The sequence below is a fragment of the Klebsiella sp. CN_Kp073 genome (assembly GCF_040065495.2).
Classification (GTDB): domain Bacteria; phylum Pseudomonadota; class Gammaproteobacteria; order Enterobacterales; family Enterobacteriaceae; genus Klebsiella; species Klebsiella aerogenes.
The window spans coordinates 3,731,623-3,745,011 of record NZ_CM198051.1 but is presented as its reverse complement, the minus strand read 5'-3'; the positions used below and the strand labels follow the sequence as shown (position 1 = coordinate 3,745,011).

The following is a 13,389-nucleotide window of genomic DNA, read 5'->3' as shown; positions in this document are numbered from 1 at the left end:
GCAGCGATGCGCATTGTGCTGCGCATCGCTGAGTTATTACAGAACGGTATTGATTTCCGCAATCTTAAAGTACTGATAACCGCCCATTTCATTGGTATAGTTATGCGATGAGTTTAGTATCAGCTTGTTAGTACGAATGGTGCCGATATCACAGGTACTCCACTTTAACCAGCCGCAGCCGCGACCGCTATTAACGATTTTTTTCGCGGTCAGGGTCAGGGTGTCATCCGCCTGTAGTAAATAATAGTTGTAGATATTCGCTTTGTTTTGCGTGTCCAGCAGCAAATCGCCGGTGCTGTAGATAGTGCCTTCGTTAACAATATCTCCGGTGCTGGTGATCGAAATTGTATTTGCTATTATGGTGCCGGTATTGTTTACCGGGCCGTGGTCGGTTGTAATACTGCCGGCGTTCATCGCGCCATTATTATTCAGCCAATAGCTGTGAGCGGTAATGGCGTTGGTGGCCGTCATTGTTCCATTGGCGCTTTGCGCCAGAGTCCCATTCGTTAGCATATCGATATTTTCACCGGTCATGCTGCCCTGATTATAAATCTCACCGGTGTTGGTGGTGTTGTCCTGATTTAACGACTTGACGGTAACCTTACCTGTCGCGCTGATAGCGCCGGTATTTTTAAAGTTGCTGCCGACAAAGTTCAATACGGTATTTTTACCGCTGATGGTGCCGGCATTGGTGAAATTACCTATTGATGTGGCGGTAATCTGGGCGCCCGAAGTGATTTTAGCCCCGGCGTTGTTGGTTATCGCTCCGTTGCTGGCGGCGATCAGATTGGAGGTAGCGCTAATCGTTCCACTATTTTGTAAATTGCCTACGGCACTCAGAACTAATTGTTTAGTGGAGCTGATAGTGCCCTTACCGCCGTTAGTGAGTGCGCCGTAGGTGGTGATTTTCGTCAAGTTTTTAGTCGTCAGCGTACCGTTATTGGTGAAGTTACCGGAGGCGGCGATGCTGGTGAGAAGGCCATTACTGGTGATGGACCCATCGTTGGTCAGTAATCCATTGTTGGTCATGGAAAGTGAAGAGTTGGCGGTGATAGAGCCTTTATTACGTACGCCGAAGCCTAGATTGTTTCCGACCATACTGATGCTGTTGGCTTTAATGCCACCAAGGCTGCTGATATCAATGCTATATACCGGATTGAGCATTTGCAGCATGGTGGCGGTTTTTCCTGCGGATGTCATAACGCCCGTGCTGTTATCGAAGGTGAAATTACCGCCACCGACCACGGAACTACCGGCGTTGACCATACCATTGATGGCGACGGCGTCTGCCAGCAATGCGGCATAGCTGGTGGAAGCATCCATACCCTTTTCACCGATAGTGACTTTGCCCTTGGTAATGGTATAGCTGCCGATAGCGCCTTCATCGGTCAGATTGACCTGGCCGGTGGTTAATACCGCCTTGTTGGTGTTAACGAAACTACACCCGGAGCAGGTAATGCCATTGGGGTTGGCAATGACGACGTCGGCTTTTAGACCGGCGACTTCAATAAAACCATTCAGTGAACTGGCTTTATTGGAGGTGACTTCATTGAGGATCACCGACGCCCCGCCGTTGGTCAGATTGTTGTTTTTAGCGATATTGCCAAAAGTCGCGTGATCAATATCACTGCTGCTGTTATTGAGTATTAAACCGTTGCCGTCAACGTTAAATTCACGATACAGGTTGTGCGAAACGCCTGCAGCATTTGGCGCTTCAATATCCACTACCTTTGCGCCTGATAGATGGGTATAAGTCGTCGGGTCGGCATACACTACCGTCGAGCTTAACGCTGCTGCTAAAGCAACATAGGTTAATTTAAACTTAAACATGAATTCATTCCTTTAAATATGATTGGCAATATGTTGGTTTTAATACTTCCATTTCAATGCGAAGCCCATATTGATCGAGTCGCTCTGAAAGTTATCCGGCTTACTTAGCGGCGTACCGATAAAAAGATCATATTGCGTGGAAAGCAGCTTGCCACGTAATCCGCTAACCGCACCTGAAATCACTTTCCCTTGCCGATATTGTTCGCTGCCAATAATACGACCAATATCTAATCCTAAATAAAATTGCTGTTCCGGGCCGGCAATATCCCAGATAAAATCATTACTCCAGTACCAGCCCTGATTGCCTGAGAGAGTATATTCACCATCAAATCCGCGGACCGTCCAGCGGTTGCCAATATTAAATTGGTTATCCGAAGAGAGAATATCCGGGCTGTATTGCGCATTAAAATGCGGTGCATAACTAAATTTGTCGCCGGTTAAATCGAATTTCATCAAAGCCTGCAAGTCGGCGTGCACGACGCGTGAACGCTTGCTGAACAGGCCTGCTTTTTCTTCTGGCGTAGCGACGGAGCTTAGCCATGGAAGGCGGCGTTGTAGCCCCAGACTGGCGGCGACGACTTTTTTATCGAAATAACGTTGCTGGCGTAGCGTCAGCTCCCATGTCGGGTTTTGTTTGCGCACCACCCCGAGCTCCTCACCGCCAAAGTAGTAGCGTGAAGCGCTTTTTGCGATGCGTAAATCCAGCGATGTCTGTTGCTGACGAGTATGCGACAGGAGTCGCGACAGCGTAGCGCTGTAGTAGCGGTTTTTACTTTTATAGTCCGTTTGCGACCAGGCGCCTTTGAACAGCTGTCTATATTGACTCTGCGAACCGTAAAGACTTAATGACCAGTAGCCGAAGGGGAGCGAGTAATAAAGACTGCCATTCTGGTTGCCGTCATTATGCTGATTAAATTCAATATCGCCGCCGCCGGAGACATAGAAAATATCGTTGAGCGTGGTGACATCATACAAATAGAGCGCGCCGCCGGCCTGATAGCGGCCGCTGGCGCGGCTGCCAGCATCATCAACCCAGGCACCGACCTGCCACTTTTTATCCAGACGACGAGTAAGCATCAGATTGCTTTCCGCCTCCCGCTGTCCCGGCAAGATTTGCATATTCGCTGAACTTCCCGGCAGGCGAAGCAGGTTTTCCATCCCCTGTTCCAGGTCAGAGAGGCGCAGAATATCTCCCTCACGCGCGGGGATATTGTTCCAGATACTGGTGGTTTGCTCACTTGTCGTTGACCAGAGTATTTCACCGATTCTGCCATACGCCAGCTCGAGCTTTAGTGTCCCTTGCGTCAATGACTGTTCCGGGATAGTCACTAATGAAGTGATATAACCGCGGGCGATTAACTCATTTTGTAATGCCATGGCGAGGTACTGAATGCCGTTAATCCCAAGGCAACGATGCAGAGCTTGAGACGTGAGATTATCCAGTAGCTTATGTGTCAGCCCCGGCTCGGCGGAATTGATACGAATGGTGTTGATTAACCGACAGTTTTTTTCCTCGGGAAACGTTAGCGTTTGTCTGTCGGTATTAATTTGCGAAGCTTGAGTGCCCTGGTGCTGTGGCGTTAGCGCCGCCTGACGCGCTTTATCCTGCTCATTTTGATTCGTTGTGGCCGAGGCAATGGTGCTGGCAATGGCCTGCTGTTGACATAAAAATAAAATTAGCAGGGCGTGAATCAGGTTGTGTTTATTAAACATGAAGCAAGATCCATTTGTTTCATTGAATGTGTGTGTCGTGTTTTTAAGCGCGCAGGTGCATCTTTAGAAAAATTATTTTTATTTAAGCGTAATGTTATGTAGAGAAATTTTCCCTGAAGCCGTTTTTAACGGGGGGTATGTTAGCTGTGGCGGTAACGCTTAGCTATGCGAAGGAAACTGAATTTTATATGAATTAAACTAATTTAGAATGTGAATTATTGGGCGCGGCGGCTGATTCATTTCCTGACTTAATAGAGATAGTCTTAAAATAAACCACTAATATATGTGTGCAATATTGCAGGGGGAAAGAAGGCGCGCACATGAGGTGCGCGCTGGGATTTTAGTGCAGGATTTTGGCGAGGAAATCTTTCGCGCGTTCTGATTGCGGGTTGGCGAAGAAGGCTTCTTTATCGACATCTTCGACAATTTTACCTTCATCCATAAAGATGACCCGGTTGGCTACTTTACGGGCAAAGCCCATTTCGTGCGTCACTACCATCATGGTCATGCCTTCGTTAGCCAGTTCGACCATGACATCCAGCACTTCGTTGATCATCTCCGGGTCAAGCGCTGAGGTCGGCTCATCGAACAGCATCGCAATCGGATCCATACACAGCGCGCGGGCGATCGCGACACGCTGCTGCTGACCGCCGGAGAGCTGCGCCGGATATTTTTCCGCATGCGCCGCCAGGCCCACGCGCTCCAATAATTTGAGACCCTTTTTACGGGAAGATTCTTTATCGCGATTAAGAACCTTAATTTGCGCCAGCGTCAGATTGTCGATGATCGACAGATGCGGGAACAGTTCAAAGTGCTGGAATACCATGCCGACGCGGGAACGCAATTTAGCAAGATTGGTTTTCTTATCGTTAACCTGGGTGCCATCAACGATAATTTCGCCTTGCTGGACCGGCTCCAGGCCGTTAACGGTTTTAATCAGCGTCGATTTACCGGAGCCAGACGGCCCGCAGACCACGACGACTTCGCCTTTTTTCACTTCGGTGGAGCAATCGGTCAGCACCTGAAAGTGACCATACCATTTTGAAATATTTTTCAGGGTAATCATTACACAGTCCTTTTCTTCAACCAGCTGACCAACAGCGATGCGCTGAGACTAAATATAAAATAAACGGCGCCTGCGAACAGGATCATTTCCACCTGGGTTCCGTCGCGCTCGCCAATAGTAGAGGCGGTACGGAAGAAATCGGCCAGACTCAGGACATACACCAGTGAGGTATCCTGGAACAGCACAATCCCCTGGGTTAATAGCAGCGGGACCATCGCGCGGAAGGCCTGCGGCAGGATCACCAGCTTCATCGATTGCCAGTGGGTCATCCCCAGCGCCAGCGCGGCGCTTGATTGACCGCGGGAAATGCTCTGGATACCGGCGCGAATAATTTCCGAATAGTAGGCCGCTTCAAACATCGAAAATGCCACCATTGCCGAAATCAGGCGAATATCGGTTTTCGGCGACAGCCCCAGCACGTTTTGCAGGAATCCGGGAACGATCAGATAGAACCACAGCAGCACCATCACCAGCGGAATCGAGCGGAAAACGTTAACGTAAGTTTTGGCAAACCACGCCAGCGGCAGGAAGCTTGACAGGCGCATCACCGCCAGAATGGTGCCCCAAACGATACCGAAAATAATCGCCGTGACGGTGATTTTCAGCGTAATGACCAATCCTGCCAGCAGGTAGGGCATGGAAGGAACAATTGAACTCCAGTCAAAATCGTACATTATTTGCCTCCCATATTGCCCGGCAGACGAACTTTACGTTCAACCACGTACATCACCAGCATAATGACGGCGTTGATGAAGACATAGGCGAGGGTGATCGCGGTAAACGATTCCCAGGCGTGGGCAGAATAATCCAGTAACTTGCCGGCCTGCGCCGCCATATCCGCCAGGCCGATGGTGGAAGCGATGGCCGAGTTTTTTACCAGGTTCATCATTTCCGAGGTCATCGGCGGCACGATAACGCGATAAGCGTTCGGCAGCAGCACGTAGCGATAGGTTTGCGGCAGGGTCAGGCCCATCGCCAGGCCGGCATTTTTTTGCCCGCGCGGAAGGGACTGTATCGCGGCGCGGACCTGCTCGCAGACGCGGGCGGCGGTAAACAGCCCGAGGCACAGCATTGAGGAGACAAAGAACTGAATATTGGGATCCAGCTCAGATTTAAACCACATACCGACGTTTTCCGGCAGAAATTCCGGAATAACAAGGTACCAGGTAAAGAACTGCACGATCAGTGGAACGTTACGAAACAGTTCGACGTAACAGGTACCAATCCCGGCTAACCAGCGGTTAGGGACGGTACGCAGAATGCCGAACAGCGAGCCAACAAGGAAAGCGATAATCCAGGCGCTAATCGACAGTGCGACGGTAACCTGAAAGCCGCTCCATAACCAGCCTAAGTAAGTGGTGTTGCCGAACGGGGCGGGTTGCAGGAATATTCCCCAGTTCCAGTCTATTGACATAAATAAACTCCAGAAAAAAAAGGGTAGCAGCGCTACCCTCGAAGATTGTTGCCCTGCTTGTTTCGGTATTCGCGGCGGCTGGGGAACGACCAGCCGCCGTATAGTCTGTCCGTGCGAAGGCAACAATCGGGAGGGCTACTTTGTCGAGCCCCTGTTTTTTTAATTAGTTAAGAGCTTTATCATTCGGTGATTTGAACAGCGCCTTCATGTCGTCGGACAGTTCGAAGTTCAGGTTCAGATTTTTCGGCGGAATCGGGTTCTTGAACCAGGTGTCGAACCATTTTGCCGCTTCGCCGGAGGTCTGCGCCTGGGCGACGGTGTCATCGACCAGCGTTTTGAACGACGCGTCGTCTTTACGCAGCATGCAGCCATAGGCCTCTTTCGATTGCGGCGTACCGACGATTTCCCAGTTATCCGGTTTCTTCGCTTTTGCGCGCTCGCCGGCCAGCAGGGCATCATCCATCATAAAGGCCACCGCGCGGCCGCTTTCCAGAGTACGGAAGGAGTCACCGTGATCTTTCGCGCTGATGATGCGCATGTTCATTTTCTTCTCGTCGTTGAGCTTATGCAGCAGGACTTCCGAGGTGGTACCGGAGGTGACGACCACCGCTTTGTCTTTCAGATCCGGGAAGTCTTTAATCGGGCCGCCTTTTTTCACCAGCAGACGGGTGCCGACGACGAAGATCGTGTCAGAGAAGGCGGCCTGTTTCTGGCGCTCCAGGTTGTTGGTGGTGGAGCCGCACTCGAAATCATAGGTGCCGTTCTGCAGCAGCGGGATACGGTTCTGCGAGGTGACCGGAATCAGCTTCACCTGCAGATCGGGTTTGTTCAGTTTTTTCTTGATGGCTTCAACGATAGCGTTGGAGTAATCCTGAGAGTAACCCACCACTTTCTGTTGGTTATCGTAGTAGGAGAATGGTACGGAAGATTCGCGGTGGCCGACGACGATCACCCCATTTTTAGCGATTTTATCCAGCGTGCTCTGACCTGCGGCCGGGGCGGCATCTTCAGCGTGCGCCAGACCGGCGGTCACTCCCATGACCAGCATTGCGGCGGCCAGTTTACGTAATTGCATATCCAACTCCTTATCCTTAACGCCAGGGACGCTAGTGATACCCATTGTGATTGTGTGTATGTGTTGTTATTCCCGTTAGCTCTGCCGTAAGGCGGCGCTTTCGGGAATCGTCTGCAATCTTAAAGTGCAGTATTTGTATGAGCTTGTTAGCATTTAGTTTGGCTTAATGTAAAGATTTTGATGCGTTATTGTTTATTTTTGCGAAGCACTCCGCACCATTTATGGGCAAAAATGGTTTGTTGCACCAACATGGCGCGAAGTGCGAACGCTTTCGGTGCAACCCCGGTGCAACCGCGGTCAAAATCGTCTACAGGGGGAAATTAAGCAATGGGCGTGCCAGATTGGCGCAAGGGAGCGTAAAGCTGGGAAGAGTCACCGGCGACAAACGCCGCCGGGAGTTGGCCGGGCGGCAGCCCGGCGGAGAAGGTTAGCGACGACGCTGGCGCAGGCTCATCACCAGCGCGGCAAAGCCGAAGAGGGCGGTTAACGCCCACAGCGGCCAGTTGCCGGTACGGGCATACGGCGTCAGGCCGGTGGTTGGCGTGACCTTAGTGGTCAACACCGCGCGGGTAAACTGCGGGATCATGTCCTGAATTTCACCACGCGGGCCGATAACGGCGGTAATACCATTGTTGGTGCTGCGCAGCAGCGGGCGCGCCAGCTCCAGCGCGCGCATCCGCGCCATCTGGAAGTGCTGCCACGGGCCGATCGATTTACCAAACCACGCATCGTTGGAGATGGTCAGCAGGTAATCGGTATCCGGGCGGAAATTATCGCGGACCTGTTCGCCGAGAATAATTTCGTAGCAAATTGCCGCCGTGAGTTTCAGGTTATGCGCTACCAGCTGCGGCTGCACGTAAGGACCGCGGCTGAACGAGGACATCGGCAAATCGAAGAACGGCGCCAGCGGGCGTAAAATCGACTCCAGCGGCACAAATTCGCCGAACGGCACCAGATGGTTCTTGTTGTAGCGGTTGGTCGAGTCGTAGCTGTACGGATTATCTTTACCCAGCGTAATGATGGTGTTGTAGGTATCGTAGCGGTTTTGTTTATTGAGCCGCGCATCGACAATACCGGTAATCAGCGAGCTATTTTTGGCCCGCATCAGGTCATCAACCATGCTGAGGAAATGCTGCTGATTGATTTCCAGATCCGGGATCGCAGATTCCGGCCAGATAATCAGCTGCGATTTACCCATATGCGGCTGGGTGAGATCGAGGTAGGTTTTCAGGGTATTAACCAGCTGGTTTTCATCCCATTTCATCGCCTGCGGGATATCGCCCTGCACCAGCGAGACTTCCGTCGCGCGTGCCGGCAGCAACTGGTACCACTGAATGTAACGCAGCGGGAAGGGCAGGGCAAACAGCACCGCGGCGATCAGCAGCGGTTTCCAGCTGCGTTGCACAATAGCCAGCGCCAGCAGACCGCTGACCACCATTAACAGAAAGTTTATCGCCTCAACGCCCATCACTGGCGCCAGACCTTTCAGCGGGCCGTCAATCTGGCTATAGCCGAACTGTAGCCACGGGAAACCGGTCAATACCCAGCCGCGGAGAAATTCGGTAATTTGCCAGACCGCAGGCGCGGCGATGGCCAGACGGATCCAGTTGGTTTTCGGCCACAGTTTCGCGAGGATCCCGGCGAAAAGGCCGGTATACAGCGATAGATAGGCCGCCAGGAGGGCAACGAGGAAAACGTTAACCGGGCCCGGCATGCCGCCGAACTGCGCGATGCTAACGTAAACCCAGTTGATGCCGGTGCCGAATAGCCCAAGCCCCCAGAAGTAGCCAATCCAGGCGCTCTGTAGCGGGCGACGGTTAAGAGTGAGCGCCTGCAGACCAAATAGCGAGACGATGGCCGCCGGCCAGAAGTCGTAAGGTGAAAAAGCCAGCGTTCCGCTGGCTCCGAATAACAGCGCCAGCAGCAGACGTACGCGCTGGCGTTCAAGTAAAGAGGCAAATACCATTTAGGTTAATCGTCCCGTTAAATTAGTCTTCCAGCTTCGGCTGCGGCGCATCATCAGGAAGCTTTACATGGACCTGAATAATACGTCTGCTGTCAGCCATTGCGACCTTGAATTGGTAACCATCAATGTCAATCGACTCGCCGCGGGCCGGCAGATGACCAAAGGCCTGCATCACCAGCCCGCCGATGGTATCGACCTCTTCATCGCTGAAGTGGGTGCCGTAGGCTTTATTGAAGTCTTCAATCGATGCCAGCGCGCGTACCGTCCAGGTATGACGGCTTAGCTGACGGAAATCGATATCTTCCTCTTCGTCATACTCGTCCTCGATTTCGCCGACGATAAGCTCAAGGATGTCTTCAATCGTCACCAGGCCGGAGACGCCGCCGAACTCGTCGATGACGATTGCCATATGATAACGTTGCGAGCGGAACTCTTTCAGCATGCGGTCGACCCGCTTGCTTTCAGGCACGACAACCGCCGGGCGTAACACTTTTTCCATGCTGAAAGCTTCGGCGTCGCTGCGCATAAACGGCAGCAGATCCTTAGCCATCAGAATCCCTTCAATGTGATCTTTATCTTCGCTAATGACCGGGAAACGCGAGTGGGCGGATTCGATGATCACATCGAGGCACTCGTCCAGCGTCTGGTTGCGTTTCAGGGTAATCATTTGCGAGCGCGGGATCATAATATCGCGGACGCGCTGGTCGGCGATATCCATTACCCCTTCGAGCATGTCGCGCGTATCTTCATCGATAAGCTCGTTCTGCCCGGAGTCACGGATCAGCGCCAATAATTCATCACGGTTTTTCGGTTCACCGTGAAAAAGTTGGCTGAGTAAGAGGGAGAAAAATCCCTTTTTGCTGTTTACTGTGTCACTACTGTGTGAATTGTCGTCGCTCATGGCGTCGTATGGGTTCTCGTGTTGATTTAATTGTCGCTCGTCGCGCGTAAACTCAGCGTCGTACGGCATGTTTAGCCTGATGGCGCTACGCCTGTCAGGCCTTCGATACGCATGAATGTAGGCCGGATAAGGCGCTCGCGCCGTCATCCGGCAAGTTACTATTCAGCAATCTTCTCGGCAATGTACGGATCCTCATAGCCCAGAGCAAGCATTATCTCTGTTTCGAGGCCTTCCATTTCTTCCGCTTCGTCGTCTTCGATATGATCGTAGCCCAGCAGGTGCAGGCTACCGTGCACGACCATGTGCGCCCAGTGGGCCTCCAGCGGTTTTTCCTGCTCTTTGGCTTCCTGTTCAACCACCTGGCGGCAGATGATCAGATCGCCGAGCAGCGGCATCTCAATGCCCGGCGGGGCTTCGAAAGGGAAGGAGAGGACGTTAGTCGGCTTATCCTTGCCGCGATAGGTCAGGTTCAGCTCGTGGCTTTCGGCGACATCCACCAGGCGAATCGTTAACTCTGACTCTTCCTGGAATTGCGGGATGACGGCATCCACCCAGCGTTGAAAGAGGGCTTCGTCCGGTAGACCGCTGGTGTCTTCGCAGGCCAGCTGTAAATCGAGAATCACCTGACTCATTTTTGCTCCTGTTCCTGGGCTTCGCGTTTGCGCTCGGCGGCCAGTTCTGCTTTACGTTTTTGTTCGGCTTCTTCCCATGCCTCATAGGCATTGACGATGCGGGCGACCACCGGATGGCGAACCACATCTTCGCTGTGGAAGAAGTTGAAGCTGATTTCATCGACTTCCGCCAGCACTTCAACGGCGTGACGCAGGCCTGATTTGGTATTACGCGGCAGGTCAATCTGGGTAACGTCGCCGGTGATAACCGCTTTCGAGTTAAAGCCGATACGGGTCAGGAACATCTTCATCTGTTCGATGGTGGTGTTCTGGCTTTCGTCGAGAATGATAAAGGCGTCATTCAGCGTACGCCCGCGCATATAGGCCAGCGGCGCAACTTCAATCACGTTGCGCTCAATCAGCTTCTCGACTTTCTCAAAGCCGAGCATCTCGAACAGCGCGTCATACAGCGGGCGCAAATAGGGGTCAACCTTCTGGCTTAAGTCGCCCGGCAGGAAGCCAAGCTTCTCGCCCGCTTCGACCGCAGGACGAGTCAGCAGAATACGCCGAATCTCCTGGCGTTCCAGAGCATCGACCGCCGCGGCAACCGCGAGGTAGGTTTTACCGGTACCCGCCGGCCCGACGCCAAAGGTAATGTCGTGGTCGAGGATGTTGGCGATGTACTGCGCCTGGTTTGGCGTACGCGGTTTGATAACCCCGCGTTTGGTTTTGATATTGATGGCCTTACCGTATTCCGGCACGCTCTCGGCGCTCTGCTCGAGCACCCGAGCTTCTTTAATAGCCAGATGGATTTGTTCCGGTTCAATATCCTGAATCTGGCCGCGCATTGGCGCGGTATCGACATACAGGCTTGTCAGAATATCGGCCGCGGCGTGCACGCAGATCGCGCGGCCGGTCAGTTTAAAATGATTGTCGCGGCGGTTGATCTCAATCCCCAACCGGCGCTCCAGCTGTTTGATGTTGTCGTCAAACGGGCCGCACAGCGCTAACAGGCGGGTATTGTCCGCTGGCTCCAGGGTAATTTCACGGGTTTCTATGTTCAAACTGTTCCTCTTATTACGCGTGTTGCCGGAGGGCGTTCGTCATCCGGCCAATAAGGAAATTATTCACGTCACGGGAATATGGCGCAAGCATTGCTGTAGATATAGGGGCGAGGAGGGGAAATGCAAGGCCTGCCGGAACCGACAGGCCTGCGGGGATTACGGCTGATAGATGCCGACGCCCAGATCGTTTTCTTTACGCGTACGCGCAATGACCGACTCCGGCGACTCCACGACGCGCAGCCCCATCTCGTCTTCGGTGCGGACGATTTTGCCGCGTAATGAGTTAGTGTAGACATCGACGATTTCCACGTCGACGAATTTACCGACCATATCCGGCGTGCCTTCGAAGTTCACCACGCGGTTGTTCTCGGTGCGCCCGGAGAGCTCCATCAGGCTCTTACGCGACGTGCCTTCTACCAGAATACGCTGGGTGGTGCCGAGCATGCGGCGACTCCACGCCATCGCTTGCTGATTAATACGCTCCTGCAGAATGTACAGGCGCTGTTTTTTATCGGCTTCAGAAACATCGTCGACCATATCCGCCGCCGGGGTGCCCGGGCGGGCAGAGAAGATAAAGCTGTAGCTGACGTCAAAGTTAACCTCGGCAATCAGCTTCATAGTTTTTTCGAAGTCTTCCGTCGTTTCGCCAGGGAAGCCGACGATAAAATCGGAGCTAATCTGGATATCCGGGCGCGCTTCGCGCAGCTTGCGGATAATCGCTTTATATTCCAGCACGGTGTGGGTACGGCCCATCAGGTTCAGTACGCGATCGGAACCGGCCTGTACCGGTAAATGCAGGAAGCTCACCAGTTCAGGAGTATCGCGATAGACCTCGATGATATCGTCAGTGAACTCAATCGGGTGGCTGGTGGTGAAGCGAATACGATCGATACCGTCGATGGCGGCGACCAGACGCAGCAGATCGGCAAAGTTGCCGGTCGTGCCGTCGTAGTTTTCACCGCGCCAGGCGTTAACGTTCTGCCCCAGCAGGTTCACTTCACGCACCCCTTGCGCCGCCAGTTGGGCGATTTCAAACAGAATATCGTCGCACGGACGGCTCACTTCTTCACCGCGGGTATAGGGCACCACGCAGTAAGTACAATATTTGTTGCAGCCTTCCATGATGGAAACGAAGGCGGTCGGCCCCTCGGCGCGCGGTTCCGGCAGACGGTCGAATTTTTCGATTTCCGGGAAGCTCACGTCGATAACCGGTTTATGGTTGTTGCGCACCGCGTCGATCATCTCCGGCAGGCGGTGCAGCGTCTGTGGGCCAAAAATAATGTCAACGTAATGGGCGCGCTGGCGAATCAGCTTGCCTTCCTGGGAGGCGACACAGCCGCCGACGCCGATAATGACGCCGGGTTTTTTCTCTTTTAGCAGTTTCCAGCGGCCAAGCTGATGGAACACTTTTTCCTGCGCCTTCTCGCGAATTGAGCAGGTGTTGAGCAGCAGCACGTCCGCTTCTTCGGCCACTTCTGTGAGTTGATACCCATGGGTGGCATCCAGCAGATCGGCCATCTTGGATGAATCGTATTCGTTCATCTGACAGCCCCAGGTTTTAATATGGAGTTTTTTTGTCATCGACTTGCTCATGCTCAATTATAAAGACGGGTATAAGTTAAGAATTAGAATTCGTTTGCAGGGTACGCATTGTAATGCTTTGGTTGCCACCTGACCAGTGCGACCACGATCCCCGCAAGGCGCAAAAAATCCGGTAAACTTAAGGAAATCAGCTTTAAGGATAATTGC

The 13,389-nt window shown here is 52.8% G+C and carries 11 protein-coding genes; all 11 read right to left on the bottom strand.

All coding sequences use genetic code 11. The annotated features are described in order from the left end of the window. Positions 1–36: 36 nt before the first annotated feature. Positions 37–1,830, bottom strand: coding sequence for a two-partner secretion domain-containing protein (locus tag ABLV66_RS18205; RefSeq protein WP_316422449.1), 1,794 nt, complete (start codon positions 1,828–1,830; stop codon positions 37–39). 39 nt (positions 1,831–1,869) lie between these two features. Then, positions 1,870–3,543 (bottom strand): ShlB/FhaC/HecB family hemolysin secretion/activation protein, encoded by a 1,674-nt coding sequence (locus tag ABLV66_RS18200; RefSeq protein ID WP_348876260.1) that lies wholly within the window; start codon positions 3,541–3,543, stop codon positions 1,870–1,872. Positions 3,544–3,883: 340 nt separating this feature from the next. Then, positions 3,884–4,609, bottom strand: a complete 726-nt coding sequence (locus tag ABLV66_RS18195; protein ID WP_015367722.1) for an amino acid ABC transporter ATP-binding protein — start codon at positions 4,607–4,609, stop codon at positions 3,884–3,886. Continuing rightward, positions 4,609–5,283 carry a glutamate/aspartate ABC transporter permease GltK gene (gene gltK / locus ABLV66_RS18190; protein ID WP_047077889.1) on the bottom strand — a complete coding sequence of 225 codons (675 nt, stop codon included), beginning with the start codon at positions 5,281–5,283 and terminating at the stop codon, positions 4,609–4,611. The genes ABLV66_RS18195 and gltK overlap by 1 nt, the downstream gene beginning before the upstream one ends. Continuing rightward, positions 5,283–6,023, bottom strand: coding sequence for an amino acid ABC transporter permease (locus tag ABLV66_RS18185; RefSeq protein WP_045392974.1), 741 nt, complete (start codon positions 6,021–6,023; stop codon positions 5,283–5,285). The genes gltK and ABLV66_RS18185 overlap by 1 nt, the downstream gene beginning before the upstream one ends. A 163-nt stretch (positions 6,024–6,186) precedes the next feature. Continuing rightward, positions 6,187–7,098 carry an amino acid ABC transporter substrate-binding protein gene (locus ABLV66_RS18180; protein WP_015367719.1) on the bottom strand — a complete coding sequence of 304 codons (912 nt, stop codon included), beginning with the start codon at positions 7,096–7,098 and terminating at the stop codon, positions 6,187–6,189. 427 nt (positions 7,099–7,525) lie between these two features. Further along, positions 7,526–9,064 carry an apolipoprotein N-acyltransferase gene (gene lnt, locus ABLV66_RS18175; RefSeq protein WP_047077888.1) on the bottom strand — a complete coding sequence of 513 codons (1,539 nt, stop codon included), beginning with the start codon at positions 9,062–9,064 and terminating at the stop codon, positions 7,526–7,528. Between the two features lie 22 nt (positions 9,065–9,086). Next, positions 9,087–9,965: a CNNM family magnesium/cobalt transport protein CorC gene (gene corC, locus ABLV66_RS18170; protein WP_015704743.1), complete on the bottom strand. Its 879-nt coding sequence runs from the start codon at positions 9,963–9,965 to the stop codon at positions 9,087–9,089. 158 nt (positions 9,966–10,123) lie between these two features. Then, entirely contained in the window at positions 10,124–10,597 is a 474-nt protein-coding gene (gene ybeY / locus ABLV66_RS18165) for an rRNA maturation RNase YbeY (RefSeq protein ID WP_042893289.1), read from the bottom strand. Continuing rightward, positions 10,594–11,640, bottom strand: coding sequence for a PhoH family protein (locus tag ABLV66_RS18160; protein ID WP_045392978.1), 1,047 nt, complete (start codon positions 11,638–11,640; stop codon positions 10,594–10,596). The genes ybeY and ABLV66_RS18160 overlap by 4 nt, the downstream gene beginning before the upstream one ends. Positions 11,641–11,796: 156 nt before the next feature. Beyond that, positions 11,797–13,221, bottom strand: a complete 1,425-nt coding sequence (gene miaB, locus ABLV66_RS18155) for a tRNA (N6-isopentenyl adenosine(37)-C2)-methylthiotransferase MiaB (RefSeq protein ID WP_045381508.1) — start codon at positions 13,219–13,221, stop codon at positions 11,797–11,799. Positions 13,222–13,389 lie beyond the last annotated feature (168 nt).